Annotated in this window: 16 protein-coding genes, 1 tRNA gene and 2 rRNA genes (1 of these 19 running past the window's edge); 11 read left to right on the top strand and 8 right to left on the bottom strand. The window is 59.0% G+C overall.

Going from position 1 to position 19,024, the window contains the following annotated elements; genetic code table 11:
- The 3 genes from NMD14_19160 to NMD14_19150 form a co-directional block, all read left to right on the top strand.
- A 23S ribosomal RNA gene (locus NMD14_19160) occupies positions 1 to 2,102 on the top strand (it extends 787 nt beyond the left edge of the window).
- 79 nt (positions 2,103 to 2,181) lie between these two features.
- A 5S ribosomal RNA gene (rrf, locus tag NMD14_19155) occupies positions 2,182 to 2,296 on the top strand.
- 98 nt (positions 2,297 to 2,394) lie between these two features.
- Positions 2,395 to 2,471 (top strand) — tRNA-Asp (locus tag NMD14_19150).
- A 254-nt stretch (positions 2,472 to 2,725) separates the two neighbouring features.
- Here NMD14_19150 and NMD14_19145 read toward each other — a convergent pair.
- Together NMD14_19145 and NMD14_19140 are read right to left on the bottom strand one after the other, a co-directional pair.
- Complete coding sequence (locus tag NMD14_19145) at positions 2,726 to 5,308, bottom strand: bifunctional acetate--CoA ligase family protein/GNAT family N-acetyltransferase (protein XEI32776.1); 2,583 nt, start codon at positions 5,306 to 5,308, stop codon at positions 2,726 to 2,728.
- Between the two features lie 73 nt (positions 5,309 to 5,381).
- Positions 5,382 to 5,609, bottom strand: a complete 228-nt coding sequence (locus tag NMD14_19140; GenBank protein ID XEI34803.1) for a hypothetical protein — start codon at positions 5,607 to 5,609, stop codon at positions 5,382 to 5,384.
- Between the two features lie 154 nt (positions 5,610 to 5,763).
- Between NMD14_19140 and NMD14_19135 the strand changes: the two genes are divergently transcribed.
- Entirely contained in the window at positions 5,764 to 6,630 is an 867-nt protein-coding gene (locus NMD14_19135; GenBank protein ID XEI32775.1) for a hypothetical protein, read from the top strand.
- On the opposite strand, the gene ilvY is transcribed toward NMD14_19135, so the two are convergent.
- Entirely contained in the window at positions 6,619 to 7,512 is an 894-nt protein-coding gene (gene ilvY / locus NMD14_19130; GenBank protein ID XEI32774.1) for an HTH-type transcriptional activator IlvY, read from the bottom strand. The genes NMD14_19135 and ilvY overlap by 12 nt on opposite strands.
- Before the next feature lie 253 nt (positions 7,513 to 7,765).
- Between ilvY and ilvC the strand changes: the two genes are divergently transcribed.
- Positions 7,766 to 9,247: a ketol-acid reductoisomerase gene (ilvC, locus tag NMD14_19125; GenBank protein XEI32773.1), complete on the top strand. Its 1,482-nt coding sequence runs from the start codon at positions 7,766 to 7,768 to the stop codon at positions 9,245 to 9,247.
- A 153-nt stretch (positions 9,248 to 9,400) separates the two neighbouring features.
- On the top strand, positions 9,401 to 10,738 hold the full coding sequence (locus NMD14_19120; GenBank protein ID XEI32772.1) for an IS4 family transposase: 1,338 nt from the start codon (positions 9,401 to 9,403) through the stop codon (positions 10,736 to 10,738).
- A 52-nt stretch (positions 10,739 to 10,790) separates the two neighbouring features.
- On the opposite strand, the gene pgi is transcribed toward NMD14_19120, so the two are convergent.
- The 5 genes from pgi to coaBC all read right to left on the bottom strand — a co-directional run bounded on the left by pgi (position 10,791) and on the right by coaBC (position 16,197).
- On the bottom strand, positions 10,791 to 12,440 hold the full coding sequence (pgi, locus tag NMD14_19115) for a glucose-6-phosphate isomerase (protein XEI32771.1): 1,650 nt from the start codon (positions 12,438 to 12,440) through the stop codon (positions 10,791 to 10,793).
- A gap of 348 nt (positions 12,441 to 12,788) precedes the next feature.
- Entirely contained in the window at positions 12,789 to 13,625 is an 837-nt protein-coding gene (locus NMD14_19110; protein ID XEI32770.1) for a mechanosensitive ion channel, read from the bottom strand.
- Between the two features lie 165 nt (positions 13,626 to 13,790).
- Positions 13,791 to 14,387: a nucleoid occlusion factor SlmA gene (gene slmA, locus NMD14_19105; GenBank protein XEI32769.1), complete on the bottom strand. Its 597-nt coding sequence runs from the start codon at positions 14,385 to 14,387 to the stop codon at positions 13,791 to 13,793.
- A gap of 68 nt (positions 14,388 to 14,455) precedes the next feature.
- The gene (gene dut, locus NMD14_19100; protein XEI32768.1) at positions 14,456 to 14,914 is read right to left on the bottom strand and encodes a dUTP diphosphatase; all 459 of its coding nucleotides are present in this window, start codon (positions 14,912 to 14,914) and stop codon (positions 14,456 to 14,458) included.
- 80 nt (positions 14,915 to 14,994) lie between these two features.
- Positions 14,995 to 16,197, bottom strand: coding sequence for a bifunctional phosphopantothenoylcysteine decarboxylase/phosphopantothenate--cysteine ligase CoaBC (gene coaBC, locus NMD14_19095; GenBank protein XEI32767.1), 1,203 nt, complete (start codon positions 16,195 to 16,197; stop codon positions 14,995 to 14,997).
- 147 nt (positions 16,198 to 16,344) lie between these two features.
- On the opposite strand from coaBC, the gene radC reads away from it, so the two are divergent.
- From radC to mutM, 5 genes are all read left to right on the top strand, one after another.
- Positions 16,345 to 17,019, top strand: a complete 675-nt coding sequence (gene radC, locus NMD14_19090; protein XEI32766.1) for a DNA repair protein RadC — start codon at positions 16,345 to 16,347, stop codon at positions 17,017 to 17,019.
- Between the two features lie 136 nt (positions 17,020 to 17,155).
- A complete protein-coding gene (rpmB, locus tag NMD14_19085; GenBank protein XEI32765.1) occupies positions 17,156 to 17,392 on the top strand; it encodes a 50S ribosomal protein L28 in 237 nt (78 codons plus the stop codon).
- A gap of 11 nt (positions 17,393 to 17,403) precedes the next feature.
- Positions 17,404 to 17,571, top strand: a complete 168-nt coding sequence (gene rpmG / locus NMD14_19080) for a 50S ribosomal protein L33 (protein XEI32764.1) — start codon at positions 17,404 to 17,406, stop codon at positions 17,569 to 17,571.
- Positions 17,572 to 17,664: 93 nt separating this feature from the next.
- Positions 17,665 to 18,120, top strand: coding sequence for a hypothetical protein (locus NMD14_19075; GenBank protein ID XEI32763.1), 456 nt, complete (start codon positions 17,665 to 17,667; stop codon positions 18,118 to 18,120).
- A 24-nt stretch (positions 18,121 to 18,144) separates the two neighbouring features.
- Entirely contained in the window at positions 18,145 to 18,957 is an 813-nt protein-coding gene (gene mutM / locus NMD14_19070) for a bifunctional DNA-formamidopyrimidine glycosylase/DNA-(apurinic or apyrimidinic site) lyase (protein ID XEI32762.1), read from the top strand.
- The last annotated feature ends 67 nt before the right edge of the window (positions 18,958 to 19,024 follow it).

Raw genomic sequence — 19,024 nt, 5'->3', positions numbered from 1 at the left:
GAGATAGCTGGTTCTCCCCGAAAGCTATTTAGGTAGCGCCTCGGACGAATACTACTGGGGGTAGAGCACTGTTTGGGCTAGGGGGTCATCCCGACTTACCAACCCCATGCAAACTCCGAATACCAGTAAGTACTATCCGGGAGACACACGGCGGGTGCTAACGTCCGTCGTGAAGAGGGAAACAACCCAGACCGCCGGCTAAGGTCCCAAAGTTCTGGTTAAGTGGGAAACGATGTGGGAAGGCTCAGACAGCTAGGATGTTGGCTTAGAAGCAGCCATCATTTAAAGAAAGCGTAATAGCTCACTAGTCGAGTCGGCCTGCGCGGAAGATGTAACGGGGCTCAAACCAGGCACCGAAGCCGCGGATTCACACTTATGTGTGAGTGGTAGGGGAGCGTTCTGTAAGTCTGCGAAGGTGTATCGAGAGGTATGCTGGAGATATCAGAAGTGCGAATGCTGACGTAAGTAACGATAAAGGGGGTGAAAAGCCTCCTCGCCGGAAGACCAAGGGTTCCTGTCCAACGTTAATCGGGGCAGGGTGAGTCGACCCCTAAGGCGAGGCCGAAAGGCGTAGTCGATGGGAAGCAGGTTAATATTCCTGCACGACTTGTAATTGCGATGGGGGGACGGAGAAGGCTAGGTGGGCCAGGCGACGGTTGTCCTGGTGAAAGTGCGTAGGTGGTGTTTCTAGGCAAATCCGGAGACACAACACTGAGACACGAGACGAACACACTACGGTGTGGAAGCCATTGATGCCCTGCTTCCAGGAAAAGCCTCTAAGCTTCAGATTACAAGTCATCGTACCCCAAACCGACACAGGTGGTCGGGTAGAGAATACCAAGGCGCTTGAGAGAACTCGGGTGAAGGAACTAGGCAAAATAGAACCGTAACTTCGGGAGAAGGTTCGCTCTTGACAGTGAAGTCCCTTGCGGATGGAGCAGTTGGGAGTCGCAGTGACCAGATGGCTGGGACTGTTTATCAAAAACACAGCACTCTGCAAACACGAAAGTGGACGTATAGGGTGTGACACCTGCCCGGTGCCGGAAGGTTAATTGATGGGGTTAGCGCAAGCGAAGCTCTTGATCGAAGCCCCGGTAAACGGCGGCCGTAACTATAACGGTCCTAAGGTAGCGAAATTCCTTGTCGGGTAAGTTCCGACCTGCACGAATGGTGTAACCATGGCCATGCTGTCTCCACCCGAGACTCAGTGAAATCGAATTCGCCGTGAAGATGCGGTGTACCCGCGGCTAGACGGAAAGACCCCGTGAACCTTTACTACAGCTTGGCACTGAACATTGAACCTACATGTGTAGGATAGGTGGGAGGCTTTGAAGGCGTGACGCCAGTTGCGCTGGAGCCGACCTTGAAATACCACCCTTGTATGTTTGATGTTCTAACGCAGGCCCATAATCTGGGTCGCGGACAGTGCCTGGTGGGTAGTTTGACTGGGGCGGTCTCCTCCCAAAGAGTAACGGAGGAGCACGAAGGTTGGCTAATCCTGGTCGGACATCAGGAGGTTAGTGCAATGGCATAAGCCAGCTTAACTGCGAGACGGACAGGTCGAGCAGGTACGAAAGTAGGTCATAGTGATCCGGTGGTTCTGAATGGAAGGGCCATCGCTCAACGGATAAAAGGTACTCCGGGGATAACAGGCTGATACCGCCCAAGAGTTCATATCGACGGCGGTGTTTGGCACCTCGATGTCGGCTCATCACATCCTGGGGCTGAAGTCGGTCCCAAGGGTATGGCTGTTCGCCATTTAAAGTGGTACGCGAGCTGGGTTCAGAACGTCGTGAGACAGTTCGGTCCCTATCTGCCGTGGGCGTTGGATGATTGAAGGGAGTTGCTCCTAGTACGAGAGGACCGGAGTGAACGAACCTCTGGTGTTCGGGTTGTCACGCCAGTGGCACTGCCCGGTAGCTAAGTTCGGAATCGATAACCGCTGAAAGCATCTAAGCGGGAAGCGAGCCCTGAGATGAGTCATCCCTGACCCCTTGAGGGTCCTAAAGGGCCGTTGGAGACCACAACGTTGATAGGTGGGGTGTGTAAGCGCGGTGACGTGTTGAGCTAACCCATACTAATTACCCGTGAGGCTTAACCATACAACACCCAAGAAGTGTTCTGGGCCTTGTAGCGAATGAACGAATTACTTACATCAGCTTTCACAGATTGAAGAATTTGCCTGGCGGCCATAGCGCCGTGGAACCACCTGATCCCATGCCGAACTCAGAAGTGAAACGCGGTAGCGCCGATGGTAGTGTGGCATTCGCCATGCGAGAGTAGGACACTGCCAGGCACCCAATTAAACAGCGATGTGAAGAATCATGTCACTGGCCGAGAGGATGACACCTCATTGAAGCGGCAGACAATTTAGCAAAAAGCTAACCAGACAGCGGAGCGGTAGTTCAGTCGGTTAGAATACCGGCCTGTCACGCCGGGGGTCGCGGGTTCGAGTCCCGTCCGCTCCGCCACTAATTTGAAAGGCCTTCCCAGATGGGAAGGCCTTTTTGCTATGGGCGGTTTTTCCCACTTACCCCAGATTTGCACACCAGAACCAACACCAAAGCCCGGTCGAGAGACCGGGCTTTGGTGTTTTTAGCGTATTAAACAGCCAGTGTTTGGTTTTTACCTACCAAGAGAGTGCCAGATAGCCTGCTATTTCCACCATTGTTGAGCCATGGAGGCTTCATTCGCGGCTGTGCGAACGAGTCTACAGGCGGCGAAATCAGGCTTCTGCCGCCTGCTGGCTACAGGGCAGTGCCATATTGACCACCCCGTCTTCCATCTGGACGTCGATCTTGAATCCCAGCCGTTTGGCGAGGTTGACCATGCCGCGATTGCTGGGCATGGTCATACCGGATAGTTGGCCAATCCCCTGCTCTTTGGCGTAACGGATGATCTTCTCCATCATCAATTTGCCGAGCCCCACCCCTTTCAAGTCCGATCGCACCAGAATGGCAAACTCGGCATCGCTCAGATCCGGGGTCGAGATAGCGCGCACTACGCCGAGGATCTGATCCTGCAGTTCGCCATCTTGCCCCACAGCCACGAAGGCCATCTCCCGGTCGTAATCGATCTGGGTCATGCGAGCCAGCTCTTCATGGCCCAGCTCACCCACATCGGCGAAGAAGCGTTTGTACCTGTCTTCATCAGAGACCTGCAGTACGAACTGTTTGTGAGCCGGTTCATCTTCCGGCCGGATCGGGCGCAGCAGGATATGGCGCTGATCTTTAAGCCAGGCACCCTCCTCCAGCTCGGTCGGGTAGGGGCGGATCGCCAGTCGGTTGCTGGTCGGGATGGCGGGGTCAGCCAGCGTGAGGCTGGCATCCAGCACCACCATTTCGGCACCGCACGCTTGCAGTGGATGCAGATCCAGCTCCTGAATCTCCGGAAAGGCGAGCAATAGCTCGGAGAGTTGGCAGAGCACCTGACCGAGGGCATCGATATCCAGTCGCTCCGGCGTCGCCTGTTCGCGGATCTTGCGGCTCTTGAGGGCACCGATGATCTGGTAACGAGCCAGCGCCTGATTGAGCGGTGGCAAGGCTGCCACCATCTCCTGCGGTTCGGCGCCTGACTCGCCCAGCAGGATGACGGGGCCAAAGATGGCGTCTTGCTGGATCCGCACCCGCAGCTCGAGGCCGCCGCTGCGGCGGGCCATCCGCTGCACCAGCAAGCCTTCGATGCGGGCGCCCGGATCGTGTTGTCTGACCCGATCCAGAATGGCATCGGCGGCTTGCGCCACTTCGGCCGAGGTGCGTAGGTTGAGAACCACGCCGTGAACGGCAGATTTGTGCAGGATATCGGGCGAGCGCAGTTTCACTGCCACCGGATAGCCGATCTGCTCGGCGGTCAGGGTTGCCTCGATGGCGTCGGTGACGATCCAGGTTGGCAGAGTCGAGAGACCTGCGGCTTGTAAAATCGGGTGCACCAGATGGGTATCCAGCCTCAGCTGTTTGCGATCCTGCGCCTGACGGATCAGCTGCTGGCACAGCTCGACATTGAGCTGGTTGCCATGCAGTGACGCCGGGGTTTCCATCAACTGCTTCTGGTTGCGGCGGTACTCCACCATGTGCATGAAGGCGGCCATGGCGCTTTCTGGCGTGCGGTAGGTCGGGAAGCCCGCCTCGGTGAAGAGTTTGCGACCCTCTTGCGCCGAGTATTCGCCCGCCCAGTTGGTGAGGATATTGAAACGGCGCGCTCTGGGATGCTGTTTCAGATGGGCGATAAGATGGCTGGCCAGTGGCGCGCTCGGTGCCGTGAGCGAGGGGGCGTGGATGATCAGGATGGCGTCGATGCCATCCTCCTGCAACACGCTGTCCAGCGCCTCCTGATAGGTGGTGATGGTGGCATCGCTACCGATGTCGAGCGGCGGGCGAGCCAGCTTGCCGCCCCGCTCCAGCAGCACATCCACCGCCATATTGGCCAGCCCGCGGCCGTTGGAGATGATGGCGAGTCGCTCTCCCTTGAGGGTCATGGAGTGGTTGAGGGTTTCGACCGCGGCAAACAGTTCGTGGGTATCCCGTACCCGTAGCATACCGGCGCGGCGGATGGCGGCATCATAGACATTGTCGAGGCCGTGGGCCGGATCATGGCGCCCGCTTTTCAGCACCAGGATCGGCTTGTTGCGCGAGGCAGCCCGCGCCGCCGAGAGAAAGTGGCGTGCGTCGTGCAACTTGTCCATGTAGATCAAGATGGCGCGGGTGACGCTGTCGCGGGAGAGCTGATCCAGCAGCTGGCCGAAGTCGATATCGCAGTGATCGCCAAGGGAGATGAAGGCGGAGAAGCCCAACTCATGCTGCTTGGCCCAATCCAGAATGGTGGTACTGACGGCGGCAGATTGCGAGAGAAAGGCGACCTGTCCCGGCTTGGCGGCAATGGGGGAAAAGCTGGCGTTAATCCCCTGGCCGGGCAGCAACATCCCCATGCTGTTGGGGCCGAGCAGGCGAATGCCATATTGCTGGCAGACCCGTTTCAGCTCCAGCCGCTCCTCGGGGGAAAAGTCGGCGGCCAGTATGATGGCCGCCCCCGCGCCCTTCTGGCCGAGCGTTTCCAGCAACGGCAAGACCCGCTCCCGCCTGGTGCAGATGATGGCGAGATCCGGAGTCAGCGGCAGGCTGGCGATATCGGGATAGGCCAGCACGCCGGCGATGGCCTTGTTGCGCGGGGTGACGGGGAGGATGGGCCCTTTGAACTGGCCTGCCAGCAGGTGGCGCACGATCACATGACCCGCCTTGAGCGGGTCGGTCGAGGCGCCGATCACAGCGATTGAGTGGGGTTTGAACAGCCGATCCAGACCGCTTGCTTTCATGGGCACTCCCGACAGAAGGGGGAAGATACCAGTCTAATACGCCTTTGTTGCGGGTTCTGTGACCGGATCCTGATCACCGTTTGTTCAGGGCATTGGCACGCAGATAAAAGCGCAACTCGTCTTGCCCCCGGCGAATGGCGCCCAGGTGACGTTCCTGCAGATAGATATCCTGCTCCCGGTCCAGTGCCGTACTGGGCACGCCCATGCTTTGCAGATACTCGTCAAACAGGGTTGAACCCTTGATCTCGACCAGATGCTGTTTCGTGGCGCACCTCCCTGATGTGGTTCGATGATGGCGAATATTCAGTCTGCGATCCCTTACCCGGTTTGCCTATTGTCACTTCTGACATGAGAGGGACCGGAGAAGGTTCACACATCTGGCAGCGAACGCCGTATCAGGCCCTTGGCTGGCGTTATAGTATGACCAGAAGCATGGCGCTTGGATGGTGCAGGGAATGAAGCGAGTCGGATTGTGGTGCATGGTGTTGTGGCTGTGGGCGGCGGATGCGTCGGCTGCCGTGCAGTCGATCCGCGCCTGGAATCTGCTGCTGGATCACCCCAACCCTGCCGTCGTCCAGTTGCTGCGGCTCTCTCTCGATCTCACCGTGCTCGAGTATGGCCCCTACCAGCTGGTCTCCAGTCCGCAAATGGAGCAGGGGCGGGCGGTGAAGGAGCTTCGCAGCGGCGAGCTGGTTCAGGTCGGTGTCTTTGCCCCGGATGGTGAGCGAGAGCGGGATCTGCTGGCAGTACACATTCCGCTGGCCAAGGGGCTGCTCGGCTGGCGGGTGTGTCTTGTTCGGCAGGGGGATGAGGGGCGATTTGCCGCGATCGGGTCGTTGGCGGACTGGCATCGCGCCGGACTCTCCATCGGTCAGCACAGATCCTGGCCCGATACCCGGCTGCTCAAGGCCAACGGCCTCAAGGTGACGGTGGGCAATCTCTATGAGGCGCTCTTCAACATGCTGAGCAAGAAGCGCTTTGACTGCTTCCTGCGCTCGGTCATCGAGATCGAGGATGAGCTCAGGCAACATCCCGATCTCGCCATCGAGCCTCGTCTGGTGTTTCGCTATCCGCTGGCACTGCTCTTCTTTGTCTCGCCCAACTATCCGGAGCTGGCGCAGCGTATCGAGCTCGGCCTGCAGCGGGCACGGCAGTCTGGTGCTTTTGACCGGGTCTTTGAAGAGGGATTTGGCAGCACCATTCGGCGGCTAAAACTGGATGAGCGGTTGCGCCTCGAGCTGCACAATCCCGACTTGCCGCGGCCCAGTCGCGCCATGATGGCTAATCCGGCACTCATCTATAAACCGGTGTCAGCGCAGTGAACCCTGATTCTGCGCGGTATCCCAGAAGGCGCGGATCAATGGCTCCTCCAGCCGCTTCTTGAGTACCCCGATCCCCACATCAAATGGCTTGAAGGCGGGTTTGAGGTCGATGATCCGTACCTTGTCGCCGAGCGGGCTGTGGTCGATCACCGCCGCCGGTACCAGCCCCACGCCACAACCAAGCGCCACCATGGCGACAATCCCCTCGTTCCCCGCCACTTCGGCGTAGATGTTGGGGGCGATCCCCTTGTTGCGAAACCACTGATCGCTGCGTTTGCGGGCCAAGCCCTGCTCGGAGAGGATGACGGGCAGCTGCTCCCAGTCCGGCTCGCCCTGACGGAACCACTGGTTCAGCTGCGGGGCATTGCGCGGCGCGATAAAGACCAGCGGCACCAGCTGCAGGCTGGCGAATTCCAGCTTGGCGGGCTGGGCATCGGGGCGAGCGGCGATGGCGAGATCGGCCTCGTCGGCCAGGATCTTGTCCACCGCCAGCGCCGGGTCGCCGGTCTCCAGCTTGATCTCCAGCTGGGGGTAGCGGCGGCGAAAGCGCTCCAGCACCTCGGGCAGCAGAAAGTAGCTGGCAGTGACCGAGCAGAACACGCGCAGCCGTCCCTGCAGTGGTTCATCGCTGCGTTTAAGCTCCTGCTTGAGCTGGCGCCACTCTTGCAACAGGCCGCCGCCAAACTCCCGCAGCTTCTCGCCGGCGGGGGTGAGTCGCACTGAGCGGTTATCTCGCTCGAACAGGATGCAGCCGGTCTCCTGCTCCAGCCGCTGGATGGCACGGCTCAGGGTCGAGGGGCTGACCGCCATGGCATCGGCGCTCTTGCCGAAATGAAGGGAGTCGGCGAGGTGGAGAAACAGCTCGAGATTGCGAAGGTCCATTGATCACTTCCTGCTGCAGTCAGGGCATAAATTCATGCCGCACCGTTCGGCTTCGGCAACCACGTCCCCGGATAAGTCAGCGGCAATATTGCCGAAATGGGGGCGCGTATAGGGATAAATTGCCAAGAATCATCTTTCATTTATTGCAACGTACTGTTTCGAATATATCAGTTCAGGCAATAAGTGTCCCGCGCTATAGTTGTTCAGACAACGCCGCTACCCGGCATGGAATCAATCGAACGGAGCAATCACCATGGCTAACTATTTCAACACCTTGAACCTGCGTCAGCAGTTGGCCCAGCTGGGCAAGTGTCGTTTCATGCAGCGCGAAGAGTTCGCGGACGGCTGCAACGTGCTGAAGGGCAAGAAGGTGGTGATTGTGGGCTGTGGTGCCCAGGGTCTGAACCAGGGTCTGAACATGCGCGACTCCGGGTTGGATATCTCCTACGCCCTGCGCAAGGCCGCCATCACCGAGAAGCGAGCCTCCTGGCAAAAGGCTACCGACAACGGCTTCGCGGTTGGCACCTATGAAGAGCTGATCCCGACCGCCGATCTGGTGCTGAACCTGACCCCGGACAAGCAGCACTCTGACGTCGTCAAAACCGTGATGCCGCTGATGAAGCAGGGTGCGGCCTTGGGCTACTCCCACGGCTTCAACGTGGTGGAAGAGGGTCAGCAGATCCGCGCCGATATCACCGTCGTGATGGTGGCGCCCAAGTGCCCGGGCACCGAAGTGCGCGAAGAGTACAAGCGTGGCTTTGGTGTGCCGACCCTGATCGCCGTTCACCCTGAAAATGACCCGAAAGGCGAAGGCATGGCCATCGCCAAGGCGTGGGCCTCTGCTACCGGCGGCGACCGTGCCGGGGTGCTGGAGTCCTCCTTCGTGGCGGAAGTGAAATCCGATCTGATGGGCGAGCAGACCATCCTCTGCGGCATGCTGCAGGCCGGTTCTCTGCTCTGCTACGACAAGCTGGTTGCCGAAGGGACCGAACCGGCCTACGCCGGCAAGCTGATCCAGTTCGGCTGGGAGACCATTACCGAAGCCCTGAAACAGGGTGGTATCAGCCTGATGATGGACCGCCTCTCCAACCCGGCCAAGCTGCGCGGCTTCGAGCTCTCCGAGCAGCTCAAAACCCTGATGCGCCCGCTGTTCGAGAAGCATATGGACGACATCATTGCCGGTGAGTTCTCCCGCGGCATGATGGCTGACTGGGCCGAAGATGACGTCAAACTGTTCACCTGGCGCGAAGAGACCGGCAAGTCTGCCTTCGAAAACGCCCCGGCGTTCGCAGGCAAGATTGCCGAGCAGGAGTACTTCGACAATGGCGTGGTGATGGTGGCCATGGTCAAGGCGGGTGTCGAGCTGGCGTTCGAGACCATGGTGGCTTCCGGTATCTACGAGGAGTCTGCCTACTACGAATCCCTGCACGAACTGCCGCTGATCGCCAACACCGTTGCTCGCAAGCGTCTGTACGAGATGAACGTGGTCATCTCCGATACCGCCGAGTACGGTAACTACCTGTTCGCCAACGCCGCCGTGCCGTTGCTGCGTGAGCACTTCATGCCGACCCTGAAAGCGGGCGATCTGGGTGCCAGCAAGGCGGAAGGGCAGAGCGTCGATAACCTGGCGCTGCTGGCGGCCAACGAAGCGACCCGCAACCACCCGATCGAGAAAATCGGCCAGGTACTGCGTGGTTACATGAAGGACATGAAGCGCATCGCCGTTGGCGGTTAATCCCCCCTCATCCCCAGCCCTTCTCCCAGTGGGAGAAGGGTGAAAAATAAAAAGCCCCGCTCATCGAGCGCAATGCTGATCAGTTAAGGATCCATTGACCGATCCTTCTGCTGTAGGACAATCCGGAACCAATCACTGGTTCCGGATTTTTTTATGTCTATTGCAAACGACCTGAGCGATGTTGTTGAGACATCTGGCGACATGCTGGCTCGGCTGGCAATTTTTGCCGACCATATTCCCGACGAATGGATTACTGCCGCTGCCGCCTTGTCTGAAAAGGCCACTATCCGCCGACGCCGCTTACCTTCTGATATGGTCTTGTGGCTCGTCGTGGGGATGGCCTTTTTCCGTAATGAGCCCATCTCCGAGGTCGCTCGGCGCCTCAATATCTGTGCAGACGGGTTGGCCAATGACGCCTTGCTCGCGGACAGTGCCCTGTCTCAAGCCCGTCAGCGGCTCGGCAAACAGCCGCTCGAGTGGCTGTTCAAGCAGTGTGCCGATGTGTGGGGACGGGAACGTTATCCTGAAGACCAGTGGCACGGTTTACAGGTCTTTGCCATCGATGGAGCCCTGTTTCGTACCCAGGATATGCCTGAACTCAGGGCGCATTTCGGTTCGGGTAACACGTCAACCAACCGGCAGACACCCTATCCAATGCTGCGGCTGGTCACGCTGATGAATGTCCGCTCGCATGTCATTGCCAACGCGGCCATCAGCCCGTATCGCAAAGGGGAAATCCCCCTGGCCAGTGAGTTCATTCACTCATTGCCGGACAAGTCGGTGACCCTGCTGGATAAAGGTTTCTTCGGTGCCGACCTGTTGCTACGAATTCAGGCCGAAGACACCGACCGTCACTGGCTCATCCCGGAACGCAAGGGGCTGGTATACACGGAACTGGAGCGCTATGGCGACGGTGACCGTCTGTTGCAAATGACGGTCTCGCCTCAGGCACGCAAGAAAAACCCGGCGTTGCCGACGCACTGGCAAGTTCGCGCAGTGACCTACGAGGTGGCAGGCAAGGAGAAAACGGTCTTTACCTCCCTGCCCGTAACCCGATTCAGCGCAGCGCAGGTGGCGACCCTGTACCACGAGCGCTGGGAAATCGAGTTGGGATACCGGGATATCAAAAGTGCGATGCAGCACAACGCCATCACACTGAGAAGCAAGAAAGTGGACTTGGTTTATCAGGAACAGTGGGGTTTGCTGCTTGGATACAATCTGGTCAGGCGGGAGGCGAGCCAGGCCGCCGTAGCTCATCAGCGAGCGCCCAATGAGGTGAGCTTCAAGTTTGCCTGTCAGTTCATCGCGAACCAGATGGCAGTGATGGCGGGCGCGATATCGCCAGCCCATACCCCACGGAGGTTGGCGGAGTTGCGGGGGAGCATAGGCGTCATGTTCATAGAAAAACGCCCCAGGCCATCGAGACCCAGGGCGGTGAAGATATCAAAGACCCGCTTTCCGGTAGATCGCAATGCGGCTCCGCTTAAGTGAACAGCATTGCGCTCATCGAGCGGGGCTTTTGCATTCAGAAAGGCCGGATAAATCAGGCTTTCCACGCTTTCCAGGTGTTGATCAGACCGTTGGTAGAGCAGTCGTGGCTGGTGACAGCCTCGTTGTTGCCCAGCTCCGGCAGGATCTTGTTGGCCAGCTGTTTGCCAAGCTCCACGCCCCACTGGTCGAAGGAGAAGATGTTCCAGATTGCGCCCTGTACGAAGATCTTGTGCTCGTACATGGCGATCAGGGCACCCAGGGTTTTCGGGGTCAGGCTCTTGAACAGGATGGAGTTGGTCGGGCGGTTGCCTTCGAACACCTTGAACGGCACCAGATCCTTGACCTGCTCCAGCGTTTTACCAGCAGCCAGGAACTCGGCTTCGACCTCTTCCTTGCTCTTGCCGAAAGCCAGCGCCTCGGTCTGGGCGAAGAAGTTGGCCAGCAGTTTCGGATGGTGGTCACCGATCGGGTTGTGGCTGATGGCCGGCGCCAGGAAGTCACAGGGGATCAGCTTGGTGCCCTGATGGATCAGCTGGTAGAAGGCGTGCTGGCCGTTGGTGCCCGGCTCACCCCAGATGATGGGGCCAGTCTGGTAGTCAACCGGCTTGCCGTTGCGATCCACGTACTTGCCGTTGGATTCCATGTTGCCCTGCTGGAAGTAGGCAGGGAAGCGGTGCATGTACTGGTCGTACGGCAGAATGGCTTCGGACTCGGCACCGTAGAAGTTGTTGTACCACAGGCCGATCAGCGCCAGCAGCACCGGCACGTTCTGCTCATAGGAGGCAGTGGCGAAGTGCATGTCCATCTCGAAGGCACCTTGCAGCAGGGCTTCGAAGTTCTCGAAACCGACGGAGAGGGCAATGGGCATGCCGATGGCAGACCAGGAGGAGTAGCGGCCGCCAACCCAGTCCCAGAACTCGAACATGTTGTCGGTGTCGATGCCGAACTCGGCCACGGCCTTGCCGTTGGTGGAGAGGGCAGCAAAGTGCTTGGCAACGTGGGCCTTGTCACCGGCGATGTTGATGAACCAGTCGCGAGCGGTCAGGGCGTTGGTCATGGTCTCCTGGGTGGTGAAGGTCTTGGAGGCCACCAGGAACAGGGTGGTTTCCGGATCGATCTTCTTCAGGGTCTCGGCGATGTGGGTGCCATCGACGTTGGAGACGAAGTGCATCTGCAGGTGGTTTTTGTAGGGACGCAGTGCCTCGGTGATCATCACCGGGCCGAGATCAGAGCCACCGATACCGATGTTGACCACGTGCTGGATCGCCTTGCCGGTGTAGCCTTTCCACTCGCCTCCGATTACCTTCTCGCAGAAGCCTTTCATCTTGGCCAGTACGGCGTTCACTTCCGGCATCACATCCTTGCCGTCGCACTCGATGGGGCGGTCGGAGCGGTTGCGCAGGGCCACGTGCAGTACGGAGCGGCCTTCGGTCATGTTGATCTTGTCGCCATTGAACATGGCATCGATCGCGCTGCGAAGATCGGTCTCTTTGGCCAGATCAACCAGCAACTTGAGGGTTTCTTCGGTGATCAGGTTCTTCGAGTAATCAACCAGAATGTCGCCGCCGAAGGTCAGGGAAAACTTGTCAAAGCGCTTCGGGTCCTGCGCGAACAGATCCTTGAGTCGGGTCTCTTTGTTTGCTGCAAAGTGGGCTTCCAGTGCCTGCCAGGCCTGGGTTTGGGTTGGATTGATGTTTTTCATAGGATTCCTGAAATGCCAAGTTGTGTTTGAACCTTGCAGGCAAGGTCCCGCCAAACCTTATTATCCGAGCATTATAGCGAGCCGGCCGGGCGGCCCGTGTAACAGAGTTTTACCGATTGTCTTTTACCGCAATGGGGCAACCGTCGGGAGTATACAACCAGAACATCGGGATTATGAGTCACGAAAGCAAGGGGAATCTTGCGCTCGCTCATGATTGGGGCTGGCCCGCTGCTCTGAAATTGTTTTCATTCCGCTGGCTTGGTTATGCATCGAAATAGTCATGGGCCGGAGCCAGAAATGACAATGCCAGCTCGAAGGCTGGCATTGTGGGTTGCTGCAGAACCGCGATCACGCCTGCGTTTTTTGCATGTGCATCACCATTTGCGGGAAGGGAATTTCGATCCCTTCGGCATCAAAGGTGAGTTTCACCTTCTCGTGGAAGTCGAACCAGACACCCCAGTAGTCAGCGGTTTTCACCCACGGGCGCACCACGATATTGACCGAGGAGTCGGCCAGCGCGGCGACGGCGATGGTGACGACCGGATCTTTCAGGATGCGTGGCTCTTCATTCACCAGACGCTCGAGGATCTGCTTGGCCTTGCGCAGGTCGGAGCCGTAACCGATGCCGAAGGTCATGTCGACGCGGCGGGTATCCATGCGCGAGTAGTTGACGATGGTGCCGTTGAGGATGGCGGAGTTCGGGACTACCACCATCTTGTTGTCACCGGAGGTGAGGGTGGTGGTGAAGAGTTGCACCGACTGAACCACGCCAGACGTGCCTGCCACTTCGATAAACTCGCCCGCCTTGATCGGGCGGAAGATGATCAGCAGGAAGCCGGCGGCGAAGTTGGAGAGCGAACCCTGCAACGCCAGACCGATGGCCAGACCGGCGGCACCGATAATGGCGACGAAGGAGGCGGTTTGCACCCCGACCCGGCCCAGCGCGGCGATCACCACGAATACCAGAATGGCGTACTTGAGGATGCTGCCGACGAAGTGAGTGACGGTGGTGTCGAGCTTGCGGGCCTGCATCACCTTGACCACGCCACCGCTGATGAGGTTGGCGGCAATATAGCCGACCAGCAGGGTCAGCAGGGCGGCAGCGATGTTGACGGTATACTCGATCAGCAGCCCCTGATTATTGACCAGCCAGGTCTGCGCTTCGGTAATGATTTCGGGTTCCATAGGATGTCCTGTCAGGTTCTAAAAGGTTTATGGTGGATAAATCTAACACCGCAGCGCGACAGTACGGGTCGCATCTGGTACTTCTTTTCTGCCATAAAAACCTGACACAAAAAAGAAGGGAGGCCAAAGCCTCCCTTCTTTTTGCTGAATGACGTGAAAAAACCATCAACTCTGCAGCAGTTGGCTGCGGATAAATTGCCACTGATCTTCGAAACCGGCGGTGGGCTTGAGCTTGAACTCGGAGCGAACGAACTGGCTGATGCGCCCCTCGGTATAGGCCAGCAGCAGATTGGCCAGCATGGTCTCGTCGAGCTGGAAGCCCTGACCCTCGCGCAGCCGCTTCTCGCGCAGCACCTGCTTGATCTGGGTCTCCAGCTTGTCGAACAGGATGCTGATGCGATCCCGTAACCGGTCGTGTTCACCCAACAGGGCATCGCCATTGAGGATACGGGTAATGCCGGGATTGCGCTCGGCGAACACCAGCAGCAGCTGCAGGATGTGGTGGCAGCGTGCCATGGTGTCCTTCTCTTCCGCCATGATCAGATTGACCCGTGACAGCAGGGAATCCTCGATAAAGTCGATCAGCCCCTCGAACATCCGCGCCTTGCTGGGAAAATGTCGATAGAGGGCTGCTTCAGAGACGCCGACCTCGGTCGCCAGACGGGCCGTGGTGATACGCTGACCCGGACTGGTTTCCAGCATATGGGCGAGCGCTTGCAGGATCTGATCGCGCCGACTCTGTTTCTGATTACTGCTTGCCATGGATTCCCCTAAAAAAACAATGGCTTGATTCTATTATTAAGCACCGCCCATCGGGCTGGTGTGGTCTGTTATTGGCGACCAGAAGAACCAAAACCGCCTTCACCCCGTTCGCTCTGATTGAACTCATCGACCAGTTGGAAGCTGGCCTGAACTACCGGCATGATCACCAGCTGGGCGATGCGCTCGCCGGGTTGCATGGTGAACTCATCTTTGCCGCGGTTCCAGACTGAGACCATCAGCTGACCCTGGTAATCGGAATCGATCAGACCGACCAGGTTGCCCAGCACGATGCCGTGCTTATGGCCGAGGCCGGAGCGGGGCAGGATGGTGGCACACAGACCCGGATCCTGGATGTGAATAGCCAGACCGGTCGGCACCAGAGTGGTATCACCCGGAGCCAGAGTCAGCGGCGCATCCAGCAGGGCACGCAGATCCATACCGGCAGAGCCCGGTGTGGCGTAGGCGGGCAGCGGGTACTCGGTACCGATACGGGCATCCAGAATCTTCAGTTCAATTTGTGTAGTCATGAATCGCTTTTTCAGTTGGATCTTGTATTGGCACCCCTCTTGGCAGGCGGGGCGCCGTGAGTCTTGTTCTTTCTGGACGCTCAGTGCCGGTAGTGGCGTGCAATCAGGGCGATCAGGTGACGGGCCAGCGTCAGCTTGTCGGCCAGCGGCAGCGGGGCCTGGCCCCCTTGCCAGAACACGGTCAGGGCGTTGTCATCGGCGTTGAAGCCCTGCCCCTCGCGGGACACATCGTTGGCGGCGATCATGTCCAGCCGCTTACGCTGCAACTTGTCGAGGGCGTATTGTTCCACATCCACGGTTTCGGCGGCAAATCCGACGGTGAAGGGTTTGTCTGAAAGGGCGCCGACGGCCGCGATAATGTCGGGGTTTTTCACCAGCTTCACCACCATCTGGTCATTGTCGCCGGTCTTCTTGATCTTCTGACTGGCGACCTGTTCGGGACGGTAGTCGGCCACCGCGGCGCAACCGATGAAGAGGTCGCACTCGCCGACCCGGCTCATCACCGCCTGATGCATCTGCTCGGCGCTCTCGACATCGATGCGGGTGACGCCTGCCGGCGTGGCCAGTGCTACCGGGCCGCTCACCAGCGACACCTCGGCACCCGCTTCACGAGCGGCGCGGGCGATGGCATAGCCCATCTTGCCGGAGCTGTGGTTGCTGATGTAGCGCACCGGATCGAGCGCCTCGCGGGTTGGCCCTGCGGTGAGCAGCAGCTTGACGCCTGCCAGCAAGGGCTCGGCGGCCAGCTGCTGACAGCAGCGATCCACCAGTTCGAGGGGATCCAGCATCCGACCCGGGCCCACGTCGCCACAGGCCTGGCTGCCGGCGTCCGGCCCCCACAGCAGGATGCCGCGACTGGCCAGGGTCTTGAGGTTGGCCTGGGTCGCAGCGTTGAGATACATCTGCTGGTTCATGGCGGGCGCCAGCGCGATGGGCGCCGGGGTGGCCAGACAGAGGGTTGTCAGCAGCTCGTCGGCCATGCCGGCGGCCATCCGTGCCATCAGATTGGCGCTGGCGGGGGCGATCAGTACCAGATCGGCCCATTTGGCTAGCTCGATATGGCCCATGCCCGCTTCGGCAGAGGGATCCAGCAGGCTGTAGGCCACCGGATGACCGGAGACTGCCTGCAGGGTCAGCGGGGTGATGAACTCCTTGGCGGAGCGGGTCATCACCACTCGAACGTCGGCGCCCTGATCTTTCAGGCGGCGTACCAGCTCGGCACTCTTGTAGGCGGCGATCCCGCCACTGACACCCAACAGGATGCGTTTATCGGCCAATCTCATCTGCTGTTTCTCTATCCGGCTCATTCTGACTGGTCGGCTAAGATACCACAGGCAGTGGATGACGACAGGGGTTGGCATCAAGGGGTGTGGTCGGGCACGCGCAATTTTTTGCTATGTTTTGTCTCTACAGGGATGAGGGAGAGACATATGAGCATCAAAGAGTGGCCGGAAGATGAACGACCCAGAGAGAAGCTGCTGCGTCAGGGGCCCGCTGCGCTTTCCGATGCCGAGCTGCTCGCCATCTTTCTGCGCACTGGCGTCAATGGCCTGAGTGCGGTGGATCTATCACGCAACTTGTTGAATCAATTCGGCTCTTTGCGCAGCTTGCTGGGGGCGGATCAGCAAGCATTCTGCGAGGCGCATGGCCTTGGCCCGGCCAAATATGCCCAGTTGCAGGCGGTGCTGGAGATGGCCAGACGCCATCTGGCCGAGCAACTGCAACGGGGCGATGCGCTCACTTCACCCCAGCTGACCCGGGACTATCTGCAGGCCCAACTGCGGGATCGGCCGAGGGAAGTGTTTGCCCTGCTGTTGCTCGACAATCAGCACAGAGTCATTCAATTTGTTGAGCTTTTTTTCGGCACCATCGATTCGGCAAGCGTCTGGCCAAGAGAAATCGTGCAGATCGCACTCAAACATAATGCAGCCGCTGTGATTCTGGCGCATAATCACCCGTCCGGCGTCGCCGAGCCCAGTAGGGCCGACCGCCAGATCACGGATCGGATCACGGCCGCTTTGGCCCTGATCGATATCAGAGTGCTGGATCACTTGGTGATCGGTGACGGCATCACGGTTTCTTTTGCCGAGCGCGGTTGGTTATGACTGTGCTCCGGCACCGTATTAGTTGATCTTTGATCACGGATGCTGTATAAAATGCCGCCTTCTGTTTGCCCCGCAATCGAAGGCCAGCGGGGCAGATATTTGCTCGAGCAATGAAGTAAGATTTGGAGAGACTGACATGTCTAGAGTATGCCAAGTAACCGGCAAGCGCCCGGCAGTTGGTAACAACCGTTCGCACGCTAACAACGCTACCAAGCGTCGTTTCCTGCCGAACCTGCACACTCACCGTTTCTGGGTTGAGAGTGAAAAACGCTTCGTAAGCCTGCGCGTATCCGCAAAAGGCATGCGTATCATCGACAAGCGTGGCGTTGAAGTGGTTCTGGCTGAACTGCGCGCCAGCGGTGTTAAGGTATAAGGAATTAGATCATGGCTAAAGGTATTCGCGAGAAAATTCGCCTGAACTCCAGCGCCGGTACTGGTCACTTCTATACCACTACCAAAAACAAGCGCACCATGCCCGAAAAAATGGAGATCAAAAAGTTTGATCCCGTTGTTCGTCAGCATGTGATCTACAAGGAAGGCAAAATCAAGTAATTACTTGATGCTGCGTTCCCAAAAACCCGGCCTTGTGCCGGGTTTTTTTATGCGCCGAATTCAGTACACTGCCGGTTCAAAGGGAGGCTTGTCATGTTCAAATTGAGCCGCAAAGGCTGGAATAACGTGATCATCGTGGTGGTGCTGATCGTGATCACCCTGTTGCATCGTATGGAGACTGCCCAGCAGGAGAACAGCGCCAAACGCGCGCGTCCGCTGTTGCCGGAGGATGCGGTGGTGCTCACCTGGCAGGGACCGAGCTGGCAGATTGAACGGATCGGCCAGGGCTGGCGCAGCGGGCCGGATCTGGGGCTCGACACGGCGCAGCTGGATGCCCGTCTGGCACGCTGGCAGGGCTGGTTGTTGCCCCCCGGCGAGGTGGTGCGCGGTACCCCGGTGACCATCAAGGTGTGGATTGCCGGCCAGAACGATCCGGTCGAGATCGGCCTCTATCAGAACAGCGGCCAATATGGCGCCCAGCTGTCGTCCGGTCTCTGGCTCGCCCTCACTGCCGAGCAGTATCGCGATCTGCTGCGTCCTGCCCCCTGAGTTCCTTTTCCTTGCGAGGTGCCCATGCCTGAATTGCCAGAAGTTGAAGTCAGTCGTCAGGGCATCTCCCCCTGGCTTACCGGTATCAAGGTGACGCGCGTGGTGGTGCGGGATGGCCGCCTGCGCTGGCCGATCCCCGGTGAAATTCAGGAGCTGGTGGATCTCACCATCCATCGGGTGCGTCGCCGCGCCAAATACCTGCTGCTGGAGACCGATTTCGGCACCGCCATCCTTCATCTTGGGATGTCCGGCAGCCTGCGGGTGCTGGATATCGGCACGCCGGCCGAGAAGCACGACCACGTGGATATCGAGCTGGAGAATGGCAAGCTGCTGCGGCTCAACGACCCGCGCCGCTTCGGTGCCCTGCTGTGGACCCGTGAACCGGCCGAAGCCCATGCGCTGCTCGCCAAGCTGGGGCCCGAGCCGCTCACCGATGCCTTCAATGCCGATTACCTGCAGGGGCGCGCCAAGGGGCGCAGCACCGCCATCAAGCAGTTCCTGATGGACAATCAGGTGGTGGTCGGGGTGGGCAACATCTACGCCAACGAGGCGCTCTATGCCGCCGGTATTCACCCCAAGCGGGCGGCGGGCAATATCAGTGCCGAGCGGCTGGGAACCCTGGTGGCCGAGATCAAGCGAGTATTGGCCGAGGCGATTCGCCAGGGTGGCACTACCCTCAAGGATTTCACCAGTGCCGATGGCAAGCCGGGCTATTTCGTGCAGCAGTTGCAGGTCTATGGCCGGGGCGGTCAGCCCTGTTTCCACTGTCACACCCTGCTGACCGAAATCAGAATGGGGCAGCGCACCACGGTTTTTTGCAGCCATTGCCAGCGCTGAGCCATTAGGGGGGAAGGGGATTAAACAACAAGGGCTACCCGTGGGTAGCCCTTGTTCGTTGTTGCCG

The organism is Aeromonas veronii (assembly GCA_041319085.1).
GTDB lineage: Bacteria > Pseudomonadota > Gammaproteobacteria > Enterobacterales > Aeromonadaceae > Aeromonas > Aeromonas veronii_F.
The sequence above is the reverse complement of the archived record's forward strand: the minus strand, read 5'-3'. Positions and strand labels throughout refer to the sequence as shown.